The sequence below is a fragment of the Monashia sp. NPDC004114 genome, assembly GCF_053603855.1.
Genome location: NZ_JBSGGK010000016.1, coordinates 98608 through 121028 on the forward strand (window position 1 = coordinate 98608; position 22421 = coordinate 121028).

At 71.8% G+C, this 22421-nt stretch carries 20 protein-coding genes; 16 read left to right on the top strand and 4 right to left on the bottom strand.

All coding sequences use genetic code 11. The annotated features are described in order from the left end of the window. Window positions 1-2 precede the first annotated feature (2 nt). Together ACWEOW_RS19045 and ACWEOW_RS19050 are read left to right on the top strand one after the other, a co-directional pair. Window positions 3-155, top strand: a complete 153-nt coding sequence (locus ACWEOW_RS19045) for a hypothetical protein (RefSeq protein WP_452270805.1) — start codon at window positions 3-5, stop codon at window positions 153-155. Beyond that, complete coding sequence (locus ACWEOW_RS19050; RefSeq protein ID WP_452270806.1) at window positions 148-612, top strand: hypothetical protein; 465 nt, start codon at window positions 148-150, stop codon at window positions 610-612. The genes ACWEOW_RS19045 and ACWEOW_RS19050 overlap by 8 nt, the downstream gene beginning before the upstream one ends. A 162-nt stretch (window positions 613-774) precedes the next feature. Here the strand turns inward: ACWEOW_RS19050 and ACWEOW_RS19055 are convergent, their stop codons facing one another. Next, the gene (locus tag ACWEOW_RS19055; RefSeq protein ID WP_452270807.1) at window positions 775-1281 is read right to left on the bottom strand and encodes an N-acetyltransferase family protein; all 507 of its coding nucleotides are present in this window, start codon (window positions 1279-1281) and stop codon (window positions 775-777) included. A gap of 236 nt (window positions 1282-1517) precedes the next feature. On the opposite strand from ACWEOW_RS19055, the gene ACWEOW_RS19060 reads away from it, so the two are divergent. Next, window positions 1518-1721 carry a DUF4177 domain-containing protein gene (locus tag ACWEOW_RS19060; protein ID WP_452270808.1) on the top strand — a complete coding sequence of 68 codons (204 nt, stop codon included), beginning with the start codon at window positions 1518-1520 and terminating at the stop codon, window positions 1719-1721. A 516-nt stretch (window positions 1722-2237) separates the two neighbouring features. Here the strand turns inward: ACWEOW_RS19060 and ACWEOW_RS19065 are convergent. Both ACWEOW_RS19065 and ACWEOW_RS19070 read right to left on the bottom strand, forming a co-directional pair. After that, window positions 2238-2894: an alpha/beta hydrolase gene (locus tag ACWEOW_RS19065; RefSeq protein ID WP_452270809.1), complete on the bottom strand. Its 657-nt coding sequence runs from the start codon at window positions 2892-2894 to the stop codon at window positions 2238-2240. A gap of 200 nt (window positions 2895-3094) precedes the next feature. After that, window positions 3095-3577: a hypothetical protein gene (locus ACWEOW_RS19070; protein ID WP_452270810.1), complete on the bottom strand. Its 483-nt coding sequence runs from the start codon at window positions 3575-3577 to the stop codon at window positions 3095-3097. A 222-nt stretch (window positions 3578-3799) separates the two neighbouring features. Between ACWEOW_RS19070 and ACWEOW_RS19075 the strand changes: the two genes are divergently transcribed. Continuing rightward, window positions 3800-4642: a hypothetical protein gene (locus ACWEOW_RS19075; protein ID WP_452270811.1), complete on the top strand. Its 843-nt coding sequence runs from the start codon at window positions 3800-3802 to the stop codon at window positions 4640-4642. 379 nt (window positions 4643-5021) lie between these two features. Further along, on the top strand, window positions 5022-6335 hold the full coding sequence (locus ACWEOW_RS19080; RefSeq protein WP_452270812.1) for an ABC1 kinase family protein: 1314 nt from the start codon (window positions 5022-5024) through the stop codon (window positions 6333-6335). Window positions 6336-6503: 168 nt separating this feature from the next. Here ACWEOW_RS19080 and ACWEOW_RS19085 read toward each other — a convergent pair whose 3' ends face one another. Further along, a complete protein-coding gene (locus ACWEOW_RS19085) occupies window positions 6504-7316 on the bottom strand; it encodes an AfsR/SARP family transcriptional regulator (protein ID WP_452270813.1) in 813 nt (270 codons plus the stop codon). Window positions 7317-7575: 259 nt separating this feature from the next. On the opposite strand from ACWEOW_RS19085, the gene ACWEOW_RS19090 reads away from it, so the two are divergent. From ACWEOW_RS19090 to ACWEOW_RS19140, 11 genes are read left to right on the top strand one after another with little or no spacing between them, the layout of a single operon-like run. Next, window positions 7576-8271: a hypothetical protein gene (locus ACWEOW_RS19090; protein ID WP_452270814.1), complete on the top strand. Its 696-nt coding sequence runs from the start codon at window positions 7576-7578 to the stop codon at window positions 8269-8271. A gap of 2 nt (window positions 8272-8273) precedes the next feature. After that, a complete protein-coding gene (locus ACWEOW_RS19095) occupies window positions 8274-8576 on the top strand; it encodes a hypothetical protein (protein ID WP_452270815.1) in 303 nt (100 codons plus the stop codon). Between the two features lie 25 nt (window positions 8577-8601). Then, window positions 8602-9744 (top strand): hypothetical protein, encoded by a 1143-nt coding sequence (locus ACWEOW_RS19100; RefSeq protein WP_452270816.1) that lies wholly within the window; start codon window positions 8602-8604, stop codon window positions 9742-9744. 1 nt (window position 9745) lies between these two features. After that, window positions 9746-10276, top strand: coding sequence for a phage baseplate assembly protein V (locus ACWEOW_RS19105; RefSeq protein WP_452270817.1), 531 nt, complete (start codon window positions 9746-9748; stop codon window positions 10274-10276). Then, a complete protein-coding gene (locus tag ACWEOW_RS19110; protein WP_452270818.1) occupies window positions 10276-10593 on the top strand; it encodes a hypothetical protein in 318 nt (105 codons plus the stop codon). The genes ACWEOW_RS19105 and ACWEOW_RS19110 overlap by 1 nt, the downstream gene beginning before the upstream one ends. Beyond that, window positions 10590-11021: a GPW/gp25 family protein gene (locus ACWEOW_RS19115; protein ID WP_452270819.1), complete on the top strand. Its 432-nt coding sequence runs from the start codon at window positions 10590-10592 to the stop codon at window positions 11019-11021. The genes ACWEOW_RS19110 and ACWEOW_RS19115 overlap by 4 nt, the downstream gene beginning before the upstream one ends. After that, the gene (locus ACWEOW_RS19120; RefSeq protein WP_452270820.1) at window positions 11018-13558 is read left to right on the top strand and encodes a hypothetical protein; all 2541 of its coding nucleotides are present in this window, start codon (window positions 11018-11020) and stop codon (window positions 13556-13558) included. Before ACWEOW_RS19115 ends, ACWEOW_RS19120 begins: the two co-directional genes overlap by 4 nt. After that, complete coding sequence (locus ACWEOW_RS19125) at window positions 13555-16065, top strand: hypothetical protein (protein ID WP_452270821.1); 2511 nt, start codon at window positions 13555-13557, stop codon at window positions 16063-16065. Before ACWEOW_RS19120 ends, ACWEOW_RS19125 begins: the two co-directional genes overlap by 4 nt. Then, complete coding sequence (locus ACWEOW_RS19130) at window positions 16062-18254, top strand: phage tail protein (protein WP_452270822.1); 2193 nt, start codon at window positions 16062-16064, stop codon at window positions 18252-18254. Before ACWEOW_RS19125 ends, ACWEOW_RS19130 begins: the two co-directional genes overlap by 4 nt. A 2-nt stretch (window positions 18255-18256) precedes the next feature. Next, entirely contained in the window at window positions 18257-21184 is a 2928-nt protein-coding gene (locus ACWEOW_RS19135) for a DUF6519 domain-containing protein (RefSeq protein ID WP_452270823.1), read from the top strand. Between the two features lie 19 nt (window positions 21185-21203). Continuing rightward, on the top strand, window positions 21204-22418 hold the full coding sequence (locus ACWEOW_RS19140) for an eCIS core domain-containing protein (RefSeq protein ID WP_452270824.1): 1215 nt from the start codon (window positions 21204-21206) through the stop codon (window positions 22416-22418). Window positions 22419-22421 lie beyond the last annotated feature (3 nt).

Below are 22421 nucleotides of genomic sequence, written 5' to 3' on the forward strand. Positions count from 1 at the left end.
CGGTGGCGTCGTTCGCGGCGGTCACCGTCGATGAGCTCGTCCGGGTCTTCACCATCGGAGCCGTGCCTGAGTCCGTCCAGCGCCTGGTCCCGACGTCCTCAAACGACACGCGACTTCCCAGTGTCGCCGGCCTCACCACCCGGGCCGATGACTAACGCATCGCGGGCCCGGTCGCTGCCGGGACAGCGATTCGCCAACGGGCTCGTTCGTGCCCTGCTGGCCACCCCGGGCATCGCGCGGCTCGTCGGCACCCGGCTCGTCACGCTGTACGTGATCGGCAGGACGTCCAAGCGGCGCTACGCCATTCCCGTCGCCTACCTGCCCGACGGGGACGACCTGCTGATCGGCACGCCCTTCGGTTGGGGGCGAAACCTCCGCAGCGGTGAGCCAATCCAGCTCCGCCTCAAGGGCAGGCTGCGCTCGGCCGACGTGAAGGTCGACACCGCCGAACCCGAGGTCGTCCGGGGCTACGCCCACATGGCACGAGCGAACCCCGCCTTCGCCAAGTTCAACCGCATCCGCCTGGGCAAAGACGGAACACCGGACCATGACGATCTCCGACAGGCGTGGCTCGGCGGAGCCCGCGTGATCCGGCTCAGCCCGCGACGGTGACCGCCGTCCGCGACCAGCGTGACGCGTCAAGTGAATCCGCTACCGGCGTGGTGACCTGGCCAGTTCCCCGGTGTGAGGTGGGCCGTCGCGGCGAAGGGGACGCACCACTTGGCGGTAGTGCGGGATGTCGGACGTCGTTGTCGTGAGGGCAGCGGGGGCGGCCTATCGCACCATGCGTATCTCGACCAGCCCGTCGAGATCTGGATCGACCTGTTCGGTCCCGTCGGCTGTGAACCCGTTCTTCTCGTAGAACCGTCGAGCCCGCGCGTTGTCCTTGGCCACCCACAGTTGTGCAGGCCGCTCGCTCAGAGACTGGTCAAGCAGAGCTTGACCGACACCACGGCCGTAGCAGCTGGACAGCACATAGAGCGCGTACAGCTGCTCATCACGCTGCGGCGGGTGCCCGTGGTGGTCAGCGGCCGGCCCGCGCGCGACGAACCCCACGATTCGGCCGTCGCGCCGCGCGACACGGACCCGCTCCCCGGCATCCTCCTCTGAGAGCAGACCCGACCACATCACCTGCCGACGCTCGCGCGCGGCGTCATCGTAGAAACACTCCGGAAGGAGCGCTCCGTAGGCTTCCCGCCACGCCTGAACGTGGACCGAGGCCAGTTCCTCAGCGTCAGCCAGGTGCGGCACCACCACCTCAAAATAAGTCGGCACGGGCACCCACATCCTCACCGGAGACTCACCAGAGGCGTCGCTCCGACTGCGAAGAACACTATCCCCAGTTCAGCACCGCATCGACGCCGAAGAGACCGCGTCGTGGAAGGACGCACGTGGTGCCGGACCAACCGCGCAGTGCGCCTGGCTCGGTACGGCAAGACGCGGGACCGCCTCAAGGCCCTCGCGCGCAGGTGGCGTTATCGTCATTGGTCCAGCCGCACACTGAAGTGGAGGTCCAGTTGTACACGTACAAGGTTGTGGAACTGCGCGAAAAGATGCTCGGAGGCAAGATGTCCGGCGAGAAACTGGAGCGTCTGCTGAATGAGCATGCGCGCGATGGTTGGCAGCTGAAGGCAATCACCGCGGTGGAGGTCAAGGGGCGCGTGGGTCCCGGCGGGGTGGATGGTCTGCTGGTCACCCTTGAGCGTTCAGACAGTCACTAGCGAGACGCCGTCGGGGCGGGGGGCCGGATGGTGGAGGAGCTCTCTCTCATCGAAGCGCTGACCGAGCGTCTCGGGAGTCGGGCGGCTGCAGAGGCCGCCTCCCGCGCCTTCGTGGACCACGACCTCGCCCTCACGAATGACAGGTGGGTTCTCAGCCTGGGCGCCGAGCCCGGACGTGCGTAACCAGGCTGCAGCACCGGCGCCCTCGCTTTCCGCCGTACGCTCCAAGCCTGCCGTGCGCTGAACATGGCCCTCGTGCGCTGGGTCGGCCTAGCGGCATACGCCGGAGGAACGGCCGAGGTGAACCGACCCCGGGGGTGCGGACCTACCCCCAGAGTGCCGCAGGGCTCTGATCCAGTCAGGGCGGGATGACGCGCCTTTCCGGACGTGCGGATGTTGCGGACTCGGCTCGGCCGTGGGCCATTTCGGATCTCAGTGGCGCGCCGGGATGCCGTCTTCGACGCCCCAAGCCGATGCCGGGCAGCGAAGTCTGCGCGAAGTCTGCGCGAAGTCTGCTCAGCCAGGGTCCGTCAGAAGATGGGGCAAGGCTTGTGCGAGCCCGTGCCGCCATGCGGAAAGCTCATGGCCGCCGGGGTGTTCCACATGGACGAGGTCAAGGCCCGCCTGGTCGGCTCTCTCCCAGAGCTCCCGGTTGCACCGCAGTAGGTCGGGATCCTCGACGATGCCAGCCTGCATCCACAGGCGAGGGCCTGTGACCCTCTGGACCGCCGCCACGATCTGGCTGCCGGAAAGGTGCGCGTCGTCGCCCGGCCACCACAGCGCCGCGGAAGCGGTGGCGGCGCCGCCAAAAAGTGCTGGCCAATGCGTGGCGAGGTACAGCGCCGCGTTGCCGCCCAGGCTGTGCCCCAGCACGACGCGTCGGCCCGGGTCGGCGGTGACTGTCCCGGATTGCTCGAGGAAGCCCTCGAGCGTGGCGACCAGCCTGCCCAGGCGCACCGGATCGGTCAGTGACACCACCCGCGTCGGACCCCGCGCCGTCGAGCCCTCGATCGACTCGACGTAGACCGTGGTGAGCGGGCCGATGATCCTCTCGCCCTGCAGCGAGTTCATCGTCTCAGGGATGCCTGCCTCGATCATGGGTCGACCGTCGAAGAGAACCGCCAGCGATGTGCCTGTGGAGAGCGGGTCGCTGGCCCGCTGCACCGAGAGCACAGTCCCGTCCTTGAAGCCGCGGCGTTGCATCCCGTGCTCGCCCCTTAGAGGGAGTCCCTCGTGGCTCCGGCGGCCCGTCATGCGTTCCACAGCACCAGAACACAGCACTCTTGATCAAGGGCCACCGCCCCGAAGGACCGACGCAAGCGGCCTAAGTGGGCGCAATCGACGCGGGTCGGGGGTGTGGGGTGTGCCCCAGCTCAGACACCGGCGACGTATGCCGTCAGCAAGTGGACGCCGTGCCGGTCGAGGTCGCCTCGGGCGCGGTCGTAGTGCTCGGTCGTTCGCGGGTCGGCATGTCGGGCCAGGATCTGCGCGGCGTCACCGGCATGGTGGCGGGCTTGTTGCCCCTGCCGACGAGGTGCAGGACCCGGTGTCCGCGCAGGTTGTCCGCGAAGGGTGTCGGCGTAGTCCTCGATCCGCACCGTGGTCGCTTCGGAGGCGCGTAGGGCGTTGATGCCCGGCAGGTAGGCCAGCGCGCTGTGGTGGACGGTGATCATCTGGGCGACCTGCAGGAACCGGATGAGCTCGAGCCGGTCCAGTCCTTGGGTGCGGGACTCGTCGCGGTGGACCTTCGGGAGGCGTGCGTATACGGCCGGGTCGGATTGGATGAGCCCGTCGATGTGCGCGAACCGGAAGTAGCCTCGCTCGGCATGCATCATCGTGACGACCGAGGAGACCATCAGGCCCCGGTCACCCAGCCGGCGGATGTACAGCTCGAGGTGGGCGCGTTGGATTCCGAGCAGCGGGTCGAGCCCGTTGGACTCGCACCAGGCGAACCATCGCCCACATAGCCCTTGAGCGGTTGATCGCCTTGATCGACTCGGGGGCCAATAGACGGACAGCGCGATGCCATGCTGCGACGATGTATCTCGACTTGGGCCGGCACCGGACGGAGCGGACATATGACGATGCGCGTGGAGCCGTCCTGCACGGCGGCTGAACTGGTGGAAGCCGAAGCGAACTTCGCCATGAGCACTTCGGCGCCGTCGAGTGTTCGTGAGGCTCTGGGAATGGCGGCCACTCGTGTCGGCAGCGGCTTCGTCACCGTGATGCGCAACGACCCCACTGGTGGTGTCTTCAATCGCGCCATCGGCCTCGGCCTGCAGGCGCCCTTGGACGAGAACGTCCTGGATGGGGTCATAGCCTTCGCACACGCCGAAGATCCTCCTCTCCTGCTGGTGCAGGTCGCCCCGTTTGCGCAACCAGAGGACTGGCCATCGCTGCTCGAGTCGCGGGGGCTCACGCCGAGCGCAACGTGGGCGAAGTTCGCGGCCGCCGCTGATGCCGTCACGGTCGAGGCCGATGACGTCCGGGTCGAAAAGTTGGGGCCCGCGGACGGTGACGCGTTTGCGTACGCGTTGTTGTCCGGCTTCGGGCTGGCCGCCGAGGGCGCGGCGCATGCGTGGATATCTGCGCTGTCCGGCGCGGGTGACCCGTGGCATGCGTACGGAGTTCGGGAGCTTGACCAACTGGTGGCTGTGGGCTGGATGTTCCGAGGCCACGAGTCGGCTTCGCTTCTTTCAGCAGCAACACTTCCAGAGCATCGTCGTAAGGGCTATCACCGGGCGCTGGTTCGCCGGAGGATCGCTGACGCGGCTGCGATGGGATGCACCTGGGTTGCCTCAGAGACCGGCATCGACACCGAGGCATCTCCCAACCCGGCGGTCCGTAGTTTGGAGCGCGCAGGAATCCCGGCTGTATACGAACGGCGGAACTGGATCTGGAGACCAGCGGCGAACACCTGATACGTCTGGCCGGTTCACACCCCAGACTCGACCTGAGCCTCGAGCGATCAGACCCTCATTCCGCTGTCCGGTAAGGCGGCAGTAGCGTCCGCCCACGGCCGCTGTGAGCATGGTCGACAGGCGACGGAATGACCCAGCCAAGGAATGTGGTCCAACCGCCAGGACCTCCCAAGGATTCGGGAAAGGCATGCGCTCCCCTGTTCATGCATCGGGCGACTCGCCCCTCGTGCCGAACCATCCGAGCCCCAAGCGCCGATCGAGACCCCGTCCATCGCGGACACCCTGAGCCTCGAAGGAGTGGACGCCCCGGAACGACTATCCCCAGTCTGACCAGACGGCGGGTCGCGCCACGCGCCGGTATTGCTGAGACGATTCGTAAGTGGAGCTCCCCACCCGTGCTTTGACCCGGGGCGTCCGGCTGGCCACGGTCCCGGCCGCGTTCGTGGGCCGCAGCGTTGTCGGGCTCGGCAAGCGCGTGGGCGGCCGGCCCGCCGAGGCGATCGCCGCAGAGGTGCAGGCACGCACCGCGGAGCAGCTGTTCGGGGTCCTGGGACAGCTCAAGGGTGCGGCGATGAAGGGCGGGCAGTGGCTGTCCGCCATGGAGGCGGCTCTGCCCGAGCAGCTCGCCGGACCCTACGGCGAGGCGCTGACGAAGCTGCAGGAGGCGGCACCCCCGATGCCGACCCGCACCGTGCACGACGTGCTCGCTCAAGCGCTGGGTCGCAGCTGGCGCACCCGGTTCACCGAGTTCGACGACGAGCCGGCGGCCGCAGCGAGCATCGGCCAGGTGCACCGCGCCGTCTGGCACGACGGCCGCGAGGTGGCGGTGAAGGTGCAGTACCCCCACGCGGGCGACGCACTGGCGACCGACCTTCGGCAGCTGGACCGGCTCGTGCCCATCCTGCGCGTGGCGATCCCCGGCATCGAAGCCGGTGACCTCTTCACCGAGCTGACCACCAGGATCATGGCCGAGGTCGACTACCAGCAGGAAGCCGAAGCCCAGACGGCGTTCGCACGGGTCTTCCGCGACGACCCTGACTTCGTCGTGCCCAGCGTGGTCGACGTCGCTTCGCGGGTGCTCGTCACCGAGTGGGTCGATGGCACATCGGTGGCGCAGATCGCCCGCCACGGCACCGAGGCCGATCGCGACCGGGCCGGTCTGCTGCTGTGCCGGTTCCTGCTCTCGAGCCCACCGCGGGTCGGTCGGCTGCACGGCGACCCGCACCCCGGCAACTTCCGGCTTCTCGACGACGGACGCCTCGCGGTCGTCGACTTCGGCTCGACATTGAGCACGCCCGACGGGTGGTCGGCCAGGCTGGCGGCGCTGCTTCGCGCCGGGCGCGACCGCGACGCCGACCGCCTGCTCGAGGTGGCGACGGCCGGTGGGCTGGTGCGCGGCGGCGAGGTGACCGCCGAGGCGCTGCTCGACCTGGTGGACCCGGTGCTCGAGCCGCTCAGGCAGGACCGGTTCACCTTCACCCGAGAATGGATGCGCAGCCTGACGACGCGGTTCTCGGACCCCCGGGGCGCCATCTCTCGCACCCAGCGCAGACTCCACATCCCCGTTCGGTATCTCCTGGTCCAGCGGGTCGTCGCCGGCACCACCGGGGTGCTGTGCCTCCTTGGCGCCTCGGTGCCGCTCTCCGCCGAAGCGGGCGCCTGGATGCCCGGCCTCGACGCCGCGGACGAGTGAGCGGTCCCCGCACCGTATGCCGCCCTGCCGCCTCCGAGTCGCCCGCCTCCGAGTCGCCCGCCTCCGAGTCGCCCGCCTCCGAGTCGCCCGCCGAGGAGTCGCCCGCCGACGAGCCGCCCGCCTGCTCTGCCACCGCCACCGCCGCCGACGCCGCTCTGACTGCGCAGGTCAGCGCTCCACCGGCCCGTCAAAAGACGTCGCCAGCACCGACGGGGACGCGCCGTTCAGGTGCGCAGCCCCGTGAGGCACTCCCGCGCACTGTGAGAGCAGGGACAGGACCGCCTCTGAAGGCTCGATGCCGAGGCCTTGCCGGAGAGCGCGGCGGCAGCTCTGAAAGGCGCGCCGGGCTTCGATGAGGTTGCCCTCGGACAGGTGGATCGAGATGACGGCACGGTGCGCACTCTCACGCAGGTCATCGGTCCGCAGCGCCGCGAGGGCCGACTCGAGCGCGAGGCCGTACTGCCCTTGCTCGGCGAGTCGACCCGCCGCAGCCTCGAGCACGTGCAGTCGCAGCTGCCGCAGCCGCTCGCGCTCGGCGTCGAGCCACGGGTCGTCCCAGTCGGGCAGCAGCTCGCCGGGGCCGACCCGGCCCTCGACGGAGGTCACCGCGTCCGGTGCCCCACGGAGCACCGCGTGAGCGCGGTCGATGAGGCCGCTGACGTCGATGTCGGGGGCCAGACCCAGCTCGACGACCCCGTGAGCGGCCACGACGAGGCCGGGCGCGGCCTGGTTGACCCGCCAGATGCCCGTGCGCAGGCTCGCGAGGGCACGGTGCTCGGTCGTGTCGGACCAGAGCATGCCGGCGAGACGGCTGCGACCGGTGCGCCCGCGTAGCGCGAGCAGCGCCACCAGGCGTTGGGCTCCCGCGGGCAGCGCCACGGAACGGCCGTCGACATCGACGGCAAAGGCTCCGAGCAGGCGTATGGAGACGAGCGGCGCCGCCCTGGGTCCTGGCAGTCGCACCCCCAAGTGCTCTGTCACGACGTTACCTCCTGCGCATCGCACGGGTCGTCTCGTCGACGTCGACGCCCGTCGCAGGTGTCTGCGTGCCGCCACCCGGGCGTCAACCTGGTACAGATAAGTCCGCGGAACAACGCGTTTGATACCTGACCATTTCCGACGGTACGCCTCCGCCCAGCCCTTCACTGGCGGTCCGGGAGAAGTGGTCCGTCATGGGGCCCTGGTTGCGCGTGACATGGGTGTGACATCGACGTGACGTGACCCGAGCACCATCGCCGGCATGAGCAGCTTCCCGGGAAGCCCGCGCACGGTGCCGGGCGCGATCGTCGCGGTGGACCCGCTCAGCCCGCTCGCCCGCACGGTGATCTTCCAGTACAACCCCGACGAGGTCACCCGCACCCTGCGACCGCGTGCCGCGCCGTCGGGCGGCAGCTCCGCATCCGACGCGCACCGCATCTGGGGGGCGCCGACAGAGAGCATCTCGATGACGGTCGAGCTCGACGCGACCGACGGCCTCGAGAGCGGCGACCCGCTCGCGGCGACGACCGGCGTGGCCGGTCGCCTTGCGACCCTCGAGATGCTGCTCTACCCGAACAGCGTCACGATCGTGGCGAACGCCGCCCTGCTGCTCGCAGGGACCATCGAGGTGCTGCCGCCCGAGGCGCCGCTCACGGTCCTGGTCTGGGGCCCGGGCCGAGTCGTGCCCGTGCGTGTCGAGAGCCTGACGATCCGCGAACAGGCCTTCACCACCGGCCTCATGCCGATCCGGGCCAGCGTCGAGGTCACCCTCGACGTGCTCTCCTACAACGATCTCTCGCCCACCGACCCCGGCTTCGCCCTGTTCCTCGTGCACCAGGTGCTCAAGGAGACGATGGCCTCGGTGGCCGCCGTGGCTTCCGTCGCGGGCACCGCTGCCGGCGCCCTCGGCGGGTCAGCGGGCGGCTCCGCCGGCGGCTCCGTCTCGATCGGGGGCTGACGATGTCTCGCTACGACGATGTCGAGACCGCGACCTACGAGGCCATCTCCGACGACGGCACCCGGCGACTCGTGCGCTACCACCGGCGACGGTTCCCGCCCGACCCGGCCGACCACACCACGCTGGCCCAGCACCTCGTCGTGCCCGACGACCGCCTCGACCTGATCAGCTTCCGCTACACCGGCGACCCCCTCGGCTTCTGGAGGGTCTGCGACGCGAACGCCGCCCTCGACCCCGACGCGCTCGTCGACGACGAAGCCGTCGGCACCGAGATCGTCGTGCCGGTGCCGGGGGTGACCGGCTGATGTCCTTGCTGGGGGTGACCGCCTGATGTCCCTGCTGGGGGTGCACCTCACCGTCCTCGCCGGACCGACGGTGCCCACCCCCCTGCCGCCGGACGTCACGGCCCGGGTGCGCTCGGTCACGGTGACGGAGTCCGACGGCGCACGCTCCGCCTTCACCATCACCCTCGACGCCGGCCGGTCGGGCCCGACGGCCGTCTTCGACACGCCGCTGCTCACGACATCGCCGCTGCGGGGCAACGCCCGCGTCGTCGTGCTGCTCACCATGGGCGCCCTTCCGCAGGTGCTGCTCGACGGGATCATCACCGAGACAGAGCTGACGCCCGGGAGTGCGTCACAGCACGCGGAGCTGCGCGTCACCGGTCACGACGTGTCGCTGCTCCTCGACCGGCACGAGGTCTCCACCGAGCATGTCGGCCTCGACGACGCCCTCCAGGTGCAGACCATCGCGCTGCCGTACCTCGCGCGCGGCATCGTCGCGCAGGTCATCCCCCCACCGGTGCTCGACCCGCCGCTGCCCATCGAGCGGACCCCCACACAGCAGGCGACCGACTACGCGCACCTGCAGGCACTCGCGACGTACCACGGCTACGTCTGCTACATCAGCCCCGGACCGGTGCCGGGCCTGTCCACGCTCTACTGGGGCCCGCCGGTGCGGGTCGGCCTGCCGCAGAAGGCGCTCTCGGTCGACCTCGGCCCCGACACCAACGTCACCGGCTCCCCCACCTTCCGCGAGGACGTGCTCGGTCCGGAGCTCGTCGAGGGAGAGGTGCAGGACTCCCGCCTCGGCACTGTCGTGCCGCTGCGCACGGTCGGCTCCCTGCGTCCGCCGCTCGCGGCCCTGCCGGTGTGGGCGGTGCACCAGGCCGACCTGCGCACCCGACAGTTCCGTGACACGGGCCTGCCGGCGACCACCGCCCTGGGGCGCGCGCAGTCGATGACCGACCGCAGCGTCAACTGCGTCACCGCCCAGGGCAGCCTCGACGGCGGCGCCTACGGTTCCATCCTCCGCCCGCGCGGACTGGTCGGGCTGCGTGGTGCCGGCTGGTCCAACGACGGGCTCTGGTACGTCCAACAGGTCGTCCACCACATCAGCCCGGGCAGCTACACCGCCGACTTCACACTCGCCCGCGAGGGCTACGGCGCCACCGTCCCGATCGTGAGGGTCTGACATGCCGGTCGACATCGATGAGCTGAGCACCTCCTCACCGCGCTTCTTCGGCAAGTACCGCGGCACGGTGGAGAACAACATCGACCCCATGCAGCTGGGCCGCGTGCAGGTCTCGTGCCCTGCCGTGCTCGGCAGCGGTCAGCTGAGCTGGGCACTCCCGTGCTCTCCGTATGCCGGCAGCGGCGTCGGGCTGTTCCTCGTGCCCCCGGTGGGGGCGAACGTGTGGGTCGAGTTCGAGGCGGGCAACCCGAACAACCCCATCCTCGGGGGGTGCTTCTGGGGCACCGGCGAGGTGCCGGCATCGCCGGCGCTCGCCGAGATGAAGGTGCTCAAGACCGACTCGATGAGCATCGAGCTGAGCGACCTGCCGGGAGCCGGAGGAATCACGGTCTCCGTGTCGTCGCCGGCCGTCGCGATGAGCATCTCCATCTCGGCGACGAGCTCGGGCGTCGAGGTCTCGGTCGGTGCCTCGAAGATCACGCTGTCGCCCGCGTCGGTGTCGATCAACGACGGCGCGCTGGAGGTGATGTGATGCCGGGCTACCTCCTCAGCCAGGGCTCGCGGGTCAGCTGCGCACACCAGGGCACGGCGACCCCCACCGCCGCCTTCCCCCGCGTCACCGTCGGCGGACAGGCGGTCGTCCTGCTCAGCGGACCGTGGACGATCGCCGGCTGCCCCTTCCCGACAAATGCTGGGGGGCCTTGTGTCACAGGCACGTTCACGTCCGGCACGGTGCGGGTGACGGCGAGCAGGCAGCCGCTCGCGATCCAGGCGGCCCCGGGCACCTGCGTGCCCACCGGGGTGCCCCTCATCGCGCTGCAGACCCAGGTCAGGGTGCGTGCGTCATGAGCAGCGACGTCTCCCCTCGAAGGTCCGACGCCCCGCACCATGTCGGCTTCCCGTTGCGTCTGGACCTGCGGGGCCGCACGAGTCTCGCCGACGACGACGCCTACCTCAAGGGACTGATCGAGCAGGTCCTCTTCACGAGCCCCGGTGAGCGCGTCAACCGGCCCGACTTCGGCAGTGGCGTCGCTCGACTCGTCTTCGCGCCGAGCGGCGACTCGCTGGCCGAGTCGACCCAGGCCCTGGTGCACGGTGCTCTCCAGCAGTGGCTCGGCGAGCTCATCCGGGTCGAGAGCGTGCAGGTGACAGCGGTCGACTCGCGTCTCGAGGTCGTCGTCGACTACCTGCCGCTGCGGGCGACGAGTCCCGACCAGCGTCGCCGCGTCAGCGTCGCAGGCACCGGTGGCCCCGCCGGGGCAGGAGGTGTGCCGTGACACCACCGGACGCGTTGCCCTTCAGCGCCGACATCGACCTCGAGGCCCGTCGCGCCCTCGTGCGCGACCTGGCCGGTCTCGACGGCATCGACGTCATCGAGGTGCTCTCCAACCATGTCGGCACACCGGGACAGGTCCCCGGCGCCCCGCCGCAGCGCACCCTGCTCGTGCACCTGCTCAACGGCCCGGTGCCGGCCGACTGGACCGCCGACGTGGTGCGCGTCGTCGGCGGGGTGCGCGAGGACCCGGACCTCAACCCGGTGCGGGTCGACTGGGCCTTCCCGGCCGTGGCCGTCGTCGGGGTGGCGGGCACCCCGGCCACCGACCCGCTGGACGGTGTGTCCGCCGCCGACCGGCAGCTCGTCCTGCAGGCTCTGCCCGACGACGAGCAGCGCCGTCGCGCGCTCGTCGTGCGCACCAGCTCGAGCGGCGACTGGTCCACCTACACCCTGCGCCTCGTCGGCCCGGGTGGGGTCGGGGCGCCTGCAGGGGTCGACCTGCCCCTGTCGACAGCTCCCTTCACGTTCACGGTCGACTGCCCGTCCGACCTCGACTGCGCGCCCGCCCCGGAGACCATGCCGGTCGTCGCGGACCTGCTGCCCGGCGACTATCTCGCCCGCGACTACGAGGCCTTGCGCAGCCGGCTTCTCGACCGGCTCGCGACGCTCCTGCCCGACTGGACCGACCGCAACCCGGCCGACCCGGCAGTCATGCTCGTCGAGCTCTTCGCCGCGCTCGGCGACCGGCTGGCCTACTGGCAGGACGCCGTCGCCGTCGAGGCCTACCTCGGGACGGCTCGTCGTCGCACGTCCGTCCGCCGGCACGCCCGGCTGCTCGACTACACCGTGCACGAGGGCTGCTCTGCCCGCACCCTGCTCGCCTTCACGACCGACTCCGACCTCACCATCCCGAAGGGCACACCGGTCACCGACCTCCCGGTCCAGCCCGGGGTCGAGGTCAGCTCGCCGATCGACGCAGTGGAGCTCGGCGGTGCGGTCTTCGAGACCGCGGCCGATCTCGCCGTGAGGCCCGAGCGCAACGCCCTGCCGCTGCACGCGTGGGGCGACCCGTCACACTGCCTCCGGATCGGGGCGACCGCGGCCTTCGTCAGCGCCCAGTCGGGCATCGACCCCGGCCTGGTGGCCGGCGACCTCGTCGTCCTCGTCGACCGGCCGGTCGGGGGCCTGCCCCGCGAGGGCGACCCGTCGCGGCGCTTCGCCGTGCGGCTCGTCACCGACGCCCGCCCCCACACGGACCCGCTCGAACCCACGCTGACGGTGTGGGAGCTGCGCTGGGCAGCGGCCGACGCACTGACGGCTCCGCTTGTCGTCACGACGCCCGGCACGGACCAGGCGCTCGCCGTCGCACTCGCCAACGTGGTCGTGGCCGACCACGGCGCCGGCGTCGTCGACGAGGCACTCGTGCCACCGACGGTGCTCGAGCCGGCCGACTACCGGCCACGACTCCAGCGACCGGGCCTCAGCCGGGTCGACCGGTCGCTGCCCGCGTCCGCTTCGGCCGCGAGCCTCGCGAACCCGGACGCCCGGTCCGCCGTGCCCTGGCTGGACCTGTTCGACGGACAGCGCACGTGGACACCACAACCGGATCTGCTCGGCAGCGGCCGCCTCGCGACTCACTTCGTGGTGGAGCCCGAGGCGGGTGGCGTCAGCCGCCTGCGCTTCGGTGACGGCGTGAGCGGTCGCGCGCCCGTGTCGGGCACGACGGCGCTCGCGACCTACCGGGTCGGCGGCGGCGAGGCGGGCAACGTCGCGCCCGACCGCCTCGTGCGCCTGCTCCCCCTGGCCGACGGTCGCGACCCCGTCGGTGCGGGCGCGGTGGTCTCGGTGTGGAACCCCCTGCACGGCAGCGGCGGCATGGACCCGGAGCGCCTCGAGCAGGTCCGGCAGCTCGCACCGGCGGCCTTCCGCCAGCAGCTGCGGGCTGTGACCTCGGCGGACTATGCGCTGGTCGCCGAGCAGGACCCCGGCGTGCAGCGTGCCGTGGCCAGACGGCGGTGGTCGGGATCCTGGTACGCCCAGGAGGTCACCGTCGACCCCGTTGCCGCTCACGCCGACGACCCGGCTCTGCTGCCGGGCGTCATCGCGGCCCTCGAGGTGCGCCGCATGGCCGGCATCGACGTGGAGCTCGAGCGACCCGTCTACGTCGCCCTCGAGATCAAGCTCGGCGGCTGTGTCCTGGCCGGGCACCTCCGCGCCGACGTCGAGCAGCTGCTCAGGGAGACCTTCACGTCCGGCCTGCGTCGCGACGGCCGCCGCGGCTTCTTCCACCCCGACCGCTTCACCTTCGGCCAGCCGCTGCGGCTCTCCGACGTCGTCGCCGCGGCGATGACGGTCGACGGCCTGGCCTGGGTCGAGCTGACCCGCTTCGCCCGTGCGGGCGCGTCGGACCTCGACGCGGAGGCCTCGCTCTCTGCGGGCGAGCTCCCGATGGCGCCGCGTGAGCTGCTGCGCTGCGACAGCGACGTCAACAACCCCGAGGCGGGGCACATCGAGATCTCCCTCGGAGGTGGGGCATGACGACCGACTGCTCCTGCACCGCGGGCTCCGGCTGCTCCAACGGCTCAGGGTGCTCGGGCTGCGTCGACGACCTCGCCGCGGCCAACCTCCCCGGGCAGTCCGCGCTGAGCTGGCGCACCGCGCCGCACGGGGCCGCCCTGGCGCGGATGCGGGCCTATCTCGCCGAGGACAGCCAGCCGCTCGACATCCGCAGCCTCTCCCACCAGGGCACCGACGACCCCGCGATCGCGCTGCTGGACACGTGGGCCGTCGTCACCGACGTCGTGTCGTTCTACACCGAGCGGATCGCCCAGGAGGGCTTCCTGCGCACGGCCACCGAGCGCGACTCGGTGCGCCAACAGGCCCGGAGCCTGGGCTACGAGCTGCGGCCAGGCGTGTCCGCGCAGGCCGAGCTCGCCTTCGACGTCGAGACCGCACCAGGCTCACCGGAGGTCGTTGTCGTGCCCGAGGGCACGCCGGTCCAGACCGTGCCTGCGCCCGGCAAGCTCCCCCAGACGTTCGAGACGACGGCAGAGCTCGAGGCGCGCCGCTCGTGGAACTCCGTGGCGGCATACGACCGGGTCCGGCAGCCCTTCGGCTTCGGCGTCGACACCGTCTGGCTCGACACCACGACGTCCGGTGTCAAGGTCGACGACCGCGTGCTCGTCGTCGGCAGCGAGCGTGCCGGCGTCACCGCGAGTCAGGCGCACAGCGACGACCACGAGAAGTGGGACTTCCGCCGGGTCACCGGGGTCGAGGTCGACCCGGCGCACTCACCAGGGTGGACCCGCCTCGCCCTCGACCGGCCGCTGGGGTATCGCCGGTCGCGGCACCTCGTCGCCGAGAAGGACGTGCGCGTGTACCGGCTGGGCCAGCGCCTGAACCTGTTCGGCTGGAACGCGCCCGACAAGGACCTCATCGACAGGGCCAACGAGAGTTCCTGGTCAGACTTCGACCTCAAACCCGGGTCGCGCTCGCTCGAGGTCGACGGCGACGTCCCCGCCATCGTGCCGGGGTCCTGGATCGTGCTCGAGCAACCAGGACACACCGAGGCCTTCCAGGTCGGGTCGGTCAATCCCGACGGCGCGACGAAGTACGCGCTCTCAGGCAAGCTGACCCGAGTCACCCTCGACATCTCGGAGCACCTCGACGACTTCGACCGCAACCACGCGCTCGTCCACGCCGTGTCGCGGGAGCTGCCGGCCGCGTGGATGCCGCGGCCGGACCTCGTCGGCCATCCGGCGGCGGGTGAGGGTCACCAGCTCGACCTCGTGCCGACCGATCCAGTGCTACCCAAGGGCCGCGAAGTCGTCATCACCGGCGTGACCGACGCAGACGAGCTCGCTGTGGAGGCAACCCGACTCACGGCCGCCGCCTCGGTGGCCAACGGAGTCATGACGGTCACGCTCGACCCGCCGCTCGAGCACGCGTACCACGCCGGCACCCTGCGGGTGCGGGCCAACGTGGCCGTCGCGACCCATGGCGAGACGGTCGAGCAGGTGCTCGGCTGCGGCGACGGCCGTCGCGCCTTCGCATCGTTCGACTTGCGACGGCCGCCTCTGACCTTCGTGCGCTCGACCACCGCGGCGAGCGGTGCTCTGCCGGCGCTCGAGGTGCGCGTCGAGGAGGTCGAGTGGACCCGGGTCGACTCCCTTTTCGAGGCGGGACCGAGGGACCGCGTCTACGTCGTGCGCCAGGCCGAGTCGGGCACGACCACCGTGACCTTCGGCGACGGGGTGCACGGCTCCCGCCTGCCGACCGGGGTCGAGAACGTACGCGCGACCTACCGCGTCGGCATCGGCGAGGACGGCGCAGCGGAGGCGGACCAGGTGCGCCTGCCCGTCCGCAAGCCGCGGGGCATCGCCTCGGTGACCAACCTGGGCCCGGCCCACGACTGGGCCCCGTCCGAGACGCTCGAGGAGGCGCGGCTCACGGCGCCGCAGCGCGTGCGCACCCTCGACCGGGCCGTGTCGGTCACCGACTACGAGGACTTCGCGCGCGGCTACTCCGGCATCGGCCGGGCCCGGGCAGACCTCGTGTGGGACGGCCGCATCGACACCGTCGTCCTCTCCGTGCTCGCCTCGACAGGAGATGCGCCGGCCGACTCCCTGGTCACGGACTTCCGCAAGACCCTCGACGGCGCGCGGGAGACCCGAGCCCCGAGGGTCGTCCTGCCCGCGGAGGTCGTCGACGTGGGCGCCAGCCTGCGCATGGAGGTCGACCCGCACTACGAAGTGTCTCTCGTGCGTACGGCGGTCGAAGGAGCGCTGCTGGCCGCCTTCGGGTCGATGGAGCTCGCCACGCCACTGGCCGCCTCGGCCGTGCTCGTCGTCGCGGCCGCAGTGCCCGGCGTCGTGTTCGTCACCATGCCGCAGCTGACCGGCGGCCTCGTCGGCGACCTGCTCGTGGCCGAGCCCGGGCGGTGGGGACCCCCGCCCGGTGCCCCCACGGCGCCCTCCCGACTCCTGCCCGCACAGGCGCTGCGCCTGACGGCCGCCCTGCTCGACGTCCAGGTGGTGACCCCATGACGACGTCGGCTGCCCGCCGGGCCGACCGGACGGCATACCTCGAGGGGTTGCTGCCACCCCACGTCGTCGAGCGCGACGCGGAGACCGGAGGGCTCCTTCGTGCGCTGCTGGAGGCGGTCGCCGGCGAGCTCGCCGTGGTCGAGGACGACGTACAGCGCCTCTACGACTCGTGGTTCATCGAGACCTGCCCCGAGTGGGTCGTGCCCTACATCGCCGACCTCGTCGGGCTCATCGGCCTGCCGGGCGACCTCGGCGCCGAGACCGGCGCCGGGGTGAGCCGCCGCGGCGTCGTGGCCAACACCGTCGCCTACCGCAAGCGCAAGGGCACCGTCGCGGTCATCGAGCAGGTCGTGCGCGACGTCACCGGCTGGCCGACCCGGGCGGTCGAGGACTACCGCCTCCTCGCCGCGACGACCCACGTCAACCACGTGCATCTCGAGCGGCCCGCACTCGGGTCGGTCCGTGACGCCGCGTCGGCTGAGCTGGAGTCGCCCCGGCTCGCCGGGGGCGCGCTGACCCGTTTCGCCCACACCGGCGAGGTCCGCCCGATCGACCCGAGCACCATCGGGGGGCGCGGCCGGTTCGGGATCCGCGGCATCGGGGTGTTCGTCTTCCCGACCCAGGTGCACGACGCGACAGCGGTGCCGGCACGCCGGCGACCCGACGCGTGGAGCGTGCACCCGCTCGGTGCCGAGGCACCGCTCTTCGCCGTGCCGACGACCGAGGAGGCGATCGAGCACCTCGCGACCGAGTCCGACCTGCCGGTGCCGCTGCGGCCCCGACGGCTGCTCGCCGCACTCCTCGCTGCGCGGGCCGGGCTGCCCGGCGAGGACCTGCCGATCGCCGTCAGCGTCGAGGGCGACGGCCCGCTCGCCCCCGAGCGGATCCGCGTATGTGGTCTCGAGGACCTCGCGACGAGCGGCGGGGCACCCCTCTCGGGCTGGCAGGTCATGGTCGACGCCGTGCGTGGTCTGCTCCACCCGTACCTCCACGGCGTGGCTACCGATCCCGCCACGATGCATCTCGACCACGCCTATGGCGCCGTCGCCGACGTCGGCGCCGGCACCTACGACCGCACGCTCGGCCACGACACGGCCCTCGTCGCAGACCCCTTCACGGGTGACCTCGACCGCACCGACGAGGAGCCCGTGCCGGTGCGCGACCGCGTCGGTGCGCAGGTGCTCGTGCGTACCGGACCGGCCGCCCCAGGCGTCGAGGTGAGCATCACCGACGCGCTCGCCGAGGTCGACGCGGGCTGGGCCGACCCCTCGCGTCGGCTCGTCGGCATCACCCAGGTCGTGTCGGTCGCCGACAGCGAGACGTATGCCGCTGACCTCACCATCGGGGTGCCCGCCGAGAGCCGCCTCGTGCTCGTCGCCGCTCACTGGCGCGGCCGGCAGCTGCTCAACGGGGACATCGAGGCACCGGTGCCCGGCGTCTACTCCACCGAAGGGCTGCGGCCCCACGTGCTGGGCGACCTCCACGTCACCGGCGCCCCTGGCGCGAGCCTGCTGCTCGACGGTTTCGTGGTCGAGGGCGACGTCGTCGTCGAGCCGGGCGAGCTCGGGTCGCTCACCCTGAGCCAGTGCACCGTGGCCGGGCAGGTGCGTGTCCGGTCGGGCGCACCTGGAGCCAACCGCGAGCTCGCCGTGGCGGTGCGCCGCAGCGTCGTCGGGTCGCTCGACCTCGTCGACACGGTGCCTGAGGTGCTCGTCGTCGACAGCGTGGTCGACCCCGCGCTGGGCTCGTCCCCGGTCGCCGCGGTCGCTGCCCCGGGCGCTCATCTCGAGGTGGTCGGGTCGACCCTCTTCGGTGATGTCGGCGGTCGCTGGCTCGAGGTCACCTCGAGCATCTGCGACGGCACGGTCACCGTCGTCGACCGCCAGGTCGGGTGCGCGCGCTTCAGCTTCATCGGGCCCGGCTCACGAGTCCCGCGTCGCTTCCGGTGCGTGCCGGCCTCCGACGCCACGACCGCCGTCTCACCCAGCTACCTGTCGACGCAGCCGGGCTCACCGTTCTATCCCAGCCTCGCCCCGAGCGCCCCCGTGTCGATCCGGCACGGTGGCGAGTTCGGGTCCGAGATGGGCGTCCACCACCACCTCCGCCGTCCGCAACGGATGGACGCGGCCCGACGACTCGTCGGGCCCTACGTCCCCGCGGGCATGCAGATCGGAATGTTCGGGAGCTGACCATGCACGCAGACCTCACTCGCTGGACCCACGATCCTGCCCTCGCCTACCGCTCGGTGCTCATGCAGCAAGGGCGGGTGATGCTCGACGCCGACTGGAACGAGCAGGCCGCCATCACAGCCCACCACGACACGGCCCGCACGGCCGACATCGTCGGACCGAGCGGCGGCCCCGAGCCCCTCGACGGCGGACCCGGCCCCTTCGCGATCGTCGACCTGACGAACGGGTCGGAGCCGTCCGGAGTGCCCTGGGCCAGGCTCGGCGTGACGCCCGGGCACTACTACGTCGACGGCGTGCTGGCCGAGTCCGCGCCCGACCCGGCCAACGCCGCCGCCGGCGCGTGGCCGCTCGCCGACCAGCCCTACCGCCCGACGATCGGCATCGGCGCCGGGTCGAGTCCTGGCCTCGAGGAGCCGCCCGCAGGTGACGGAGACGGCCGGTATGCGGCATACCTCGACGTCTTCGAGCGAACCGTCTCGCCCGACGAGCGGCCCGAGCTGCTCGAGTCGGCGCTCGGAGGGCCCGACACGGCGATGCGTGAGCAGACGGCGTGGCAGGTGTCGCTGACGCGCCTCAGCGGCGGCGAGGTGTGCTCTCAGCTCGACGACGTCGCCGACCGAACGCCGCGCACGATGGTCGCGGGCCTGCGACCGGCGGCTCCCGACGCCGACCCGTGCCAGATCACGTCGGGAGGTGGCTACCAGCGGCTCGAGAACCAGCTCTACCGCGTCGAGATCTGCTCGGTCACCCCGCAGCCGCGCTTCGTATGGTCGCGCGAGAACGGCTCTGTCACAGCAGGACTCGTCCAGATCGGGGTCACCACAGAACCTGGCATGGACGCGGCACTGACGCTCGACCGGGTGGGTCGGGACGAGGAGCTGAGCATCCGGGAGGGCGACCTGGTCGAGGTCACGAGCTCGGACCGGCAGCTACGGGAGCTGCCCGGCTTCCTCGCGCGGGTCGGGCCCGTCGTCGACCTCGTCACCCACGTCCACTGGCTCGCCGGTGCGCCCGCGAGCGTGCCTTCGCTCGGGCGGGCACCGGTGGTGCGCCGCTGGGACGGCGGGCCGAGCCCGCTCACGACAGGGCAGACCGACCTCGAGGGCGGCATCACTGTGTCGTTCCCCACGGGCGGCACTCCGGGCGTCGGAGACTTCTGGCTCGTGCCGGCCCGTACGGCCCGCCTCGCCTACGGCACGAGCGCCAGGCAGGGCACGCTGGACTGGCCGTGGGACTCGGCGACGTCGTCGCCGCGGCCCCCCGTCGGGCCGGTGCACCACCACGCCCCGCTCGGCATCCTCAGCCGCACCGGCACGTCCTGGACCCTGGAGTCCGACTGCCGCCACCTCTTCCCACCGCTCACCGGTCTCGTCACCATCGACCTCGTCGGCGGCGACGGCCAGGAAGCCATGCCCGGCGACGAGCTCGGCGCCCCCGTGCGGGTCGTCGTGCGTAACGGCGGGCTGCCGGTCGAGGGCGCCCCGGTCCGCTTCACCCCGGCGGGCGGCACGGTGCGCGAGGACGTCTCGGGATCGACGCCGGCCGGTGGTGTCGTGGCGACGGGCGCCGACGGCGTCGCCGCGGTGAGGTGGACGCTCGACCCGTCGGGCGCGCCGACCCAGACCCTGACCGCGCAGCGCCTCGACGACACGAACAGCCCGGTCGACGTCGCGGTCATCGTCAGCGGCCGGCTCAGCATCGCCTCACAGGTCCAGTGGGAGCCGGCGTGCGACGCCTTCGGCGGCACCCGCACGGTGCAGGACGCGCTGACCCAGCTCGCCACGACCCCGATGCTGCGCCTGCTCGGTGGCGACGGCCAGGAGGTGTCGTCCGAGGGCGTGACGGTGCCGCAGCTGGTGAGGGTCGCCGTCGACAGCCCGTGCGGGCCCGCCCGAGTCAAGGTCGTCGCGCAGGGCACCGATGGTGCCCTGGTGCTCGCGTCGCAGGATGGCGCGGCCGTGCCGCCCACCTTGGCCGGCACCGGCGCCGGCCCGACCGACGCATCGGAGCCCGATGCCTCTGGAGTCGCGGCCTTCGTGTGGCAGCCGTCCTTCGCCCAGGGGCGCAGCGACGTGCTCACCCTCACCGTCGACGGCATCGCCCTCGCGCCCGTGCGCGTGTCGGCGCAGCTCGACGTCTCCGTGGCCGGCACGCTCGGCATGCACGTCGTCGACACCTCCTTCCTCAACGGGTCGGCCTTCGAGAACGACGGCGTCGTCGCCATCGCGGACCTTGTCTCCGGCATCGCGATCACGCTCGACTCGCTGGTGCTGCCCGAGAGCGTCAACGGCAAGCCGGTGGGTCGCGTCCTCATGGACCTGCCCTGGCCGACCCCGCCCGAGCTCGACCAGTGGAGCGACCAGTCCTTCGCCCTGCACACCGTCGAGCTCGTCGGCGAGCTCGTCGCCCGCAAGAACCTCATCCTGTGGCGCAGCAGACTGGCCCTCGACAGTGTGCTGGGGCGGGTGCGCGAACGCCTCGCCGGTTTCGCGGGCAACAACCGGCTCGGGTCTCCGGCGCTGCCGATCCGTATGCGTTTCCAGCTCGACGGCTGGGCGATCATGGACGCGCGCGACCCCGAGCGGCACCTCAACGGTCACGCCGTCACGCAGTCGGTCCAAGGACAGACCGTGCTGCGGCTGCCGACGACCGACGACATCGCCGGCGGGCGTTTCGAGATGTGGTTCTGGTTCGGCACCGACAAGCCGACGCCCAACTTCACCCGGTTCACGGTCGAGGACTTCTCCGGCTCGACGCTGGCGAAGATCACCCGGCTCGCGACCGACGCGGGCCTGCCGGTCACGGTCGTCGAGGAGGACGCACCCGGCATACGGAAGAACACCGTGCTCGGCACCATCCCGACCGGCGGCGCCAAGCTGCTGCCGGGGCAGCCGCTGACGATCCGCGTCTCGCGAGGGGCGGGCGGCTGACCGCCGCCGGGTGAGCGCCATGCCCGTCTTCTCATGGTCGGCCCCGGCTCGCACGACCGAGCGCGCGGTGGACGCATCCGCGCAGCCACGCGAGGGGGTGGCGCTCGAGCCCTCCCTGCGCGCGGCGATGGAGCGTGGCTTCGGGCATGACTTCGGCGCGGTCCGCGTGTATGCCGACGAGGAGGCGTATGCCGTGACGCGCGCCGCCAGTGCCCGTGCCCTCACGATCGGCAACGAGGTGGCCCTCGGACGGGCGGCGGCCGGGGCGATGACGACGGCGGGGGGCCGGCATACGCTGGCGCACGAGCTCGCCCACGTCGTGCAGCAGTCGGAGGGCGGCCGTGCGGCGGCCGTCGCGACCGGCGGCCACGCCGCCAGCGGGTCCGCCGAGCGAGAGGCCGATACTGCAGCGACCCGCGTGCTCGCGGGGGGAAGGGCGCAGGTGCGCGAGCGCCGGCCGGTCTCGGCGCAGTGCCAGGGCGAAGGGACGACCCCGACGACGACTGCGGGGACCCCCGCGGCGGACCCCGGGCAGGTCCTCGTCGGCGGGCTCTCGACCATCGCCGACCAGGCCAAGGACAACAACCCCGAGGTCCGGCGCCGGCTCATCGAGCCGCTCACGCTGCGTGCCGGGAGGGAGTTCGGGCGCCTGTCGGGCGGCGAGCAGGCCGGGCTCATCGGGTTCGGCGCCGGCACGCTGGCACTCTCGGGTGGGGCGCTGCTGAGCGACCCCAACGGTCGGCGCGTGCTGTCGGGGGTCAACCTCGCGACCCCACTGACCCTCATCCCCGGAATGCCGCTGACCCACCTCAGCTACACCCTGCCGAGCGGTCAGGGGCCGACGCAGCGGATCTACGGCTTCCAGACGAACTTCTCCTTCGATGACCTGCTCGAGCCGGTCCGACGTCGCCTCGGGTGGCAGGGGCTGACCCTGAGCGCCGAGATGGCCTGGGCCTTCGACCCCGTCGACAACCAGCTGCGCATCCGGGAGGCCCACGCGACCCTCGGGATCCTTCCTGGGGTCACGCTCTCGGGCGGCGCCTACCCCGACCTGCTGGCGCCACGGCAGATCTTCCCGACCGCTGAGGGCGGCAGCGTCGAGCTGCGCCAACAGCTGCCCGCACCGGCGCACACCGCGGTGCCCGATGTGCGGGTGATCCTCTCCGTCGACCTGCTGCAGCTCGGTCGGTCGGGCGTCATCCCCGGCCTGCGCGGGCTGGTCGGCAGCTTCTAGAAG

Coding starts and splice junctions, on each gene's coding strand:
- ACWEOW_RS19125 (WP_452270821.1), top strand. CDS start 13,555: ATGACGACCGACTGCTCCTGCACCGCGGGCTCCGGCTGCTCCAACGGC.
- ACWEOW_RS19105 (WP_452270817.1), top strand. CDS start 9,746: ATGCCGGTCGACATCGATGAGCTGAGCACCTCCTCACCGCGCTTCTTC.
- ACWEOW_RS19135 (WP_452270823.1), top strand. CDS start 18,257: ATGCACGCAGACCTCACTCGCTGGACCCACGATCCTGCCCTCGCCTAC.
- ACWEOW_RS19070 (WP_452270810.1), bottom strand. CDS start 3,577: ATGGTCTCCTCGGTCGTCACGATGATGCATGCCGAGCGAGGCTACTTC.
- ACWEOW_RS19075 (WP_452270811.1), top strand. CDS start 3,800: ATGACGATGCGCGTGGAGCCGTCCTGCACGGCGGCTGAACTGGTGGAA.
- ACWEOW_RS19110 (WP_452270818.1), top strand. CDS start 10,276: ATGCCGGGCTACCTCCTCAGCCAGGGCTCGCGGGTCAGCTGCGCACAC.
- ACWEOW_RS19100 (WP_452270816.1), top strand. CDS start 8,602: ATGTCCCTGCTGGGGGTGCACCTCACCGTCCTCGCCGGACCGACGGTG.
- ACWEOW_RS19050 (WP_452270806.1), top strand. CDS start 148: ATGACTAACGCATCGCGGGCCCGGTCGCTGCCGGGACAGCGATTCGCC.
- ACWEOW_RS19095 (WP_452270815.1), top strand. CDS start 8,274: ATGTCTCGCTACGACGATGTCGAGACCGCGACCTACGAGGCCATCTCC.
- ACWEOW_RS19115 (WP_452270819.1), top strand. CDS start 10,590: ATGAGCAGCGACGTCTCCCCTCGAAGGTCCGACGCCCCGCACCATGTC.
- ACWEOW_RS19090 (WP_452270814.1), top strand. CDS start 7,576: ATGAGCAGCTTCCCGGGAAGCCCGCGCACGGTGCCGGGCGCGATCGTC.
- ACWEOW_RS19130 (WP_452270822.1), top strand. CDS start 16,062: ATGACGACGTCGGCTGCCCGCCGGGCCGACCGGACGGCATACCTCGAG.
- ACWEOW_RS19140 (WP_452270824.1), top strand. CDS start 21,204: ATGCCCGTCTTCTCATGGTCGGCCCCGGCTCGCACGACCGAGCGCGCG.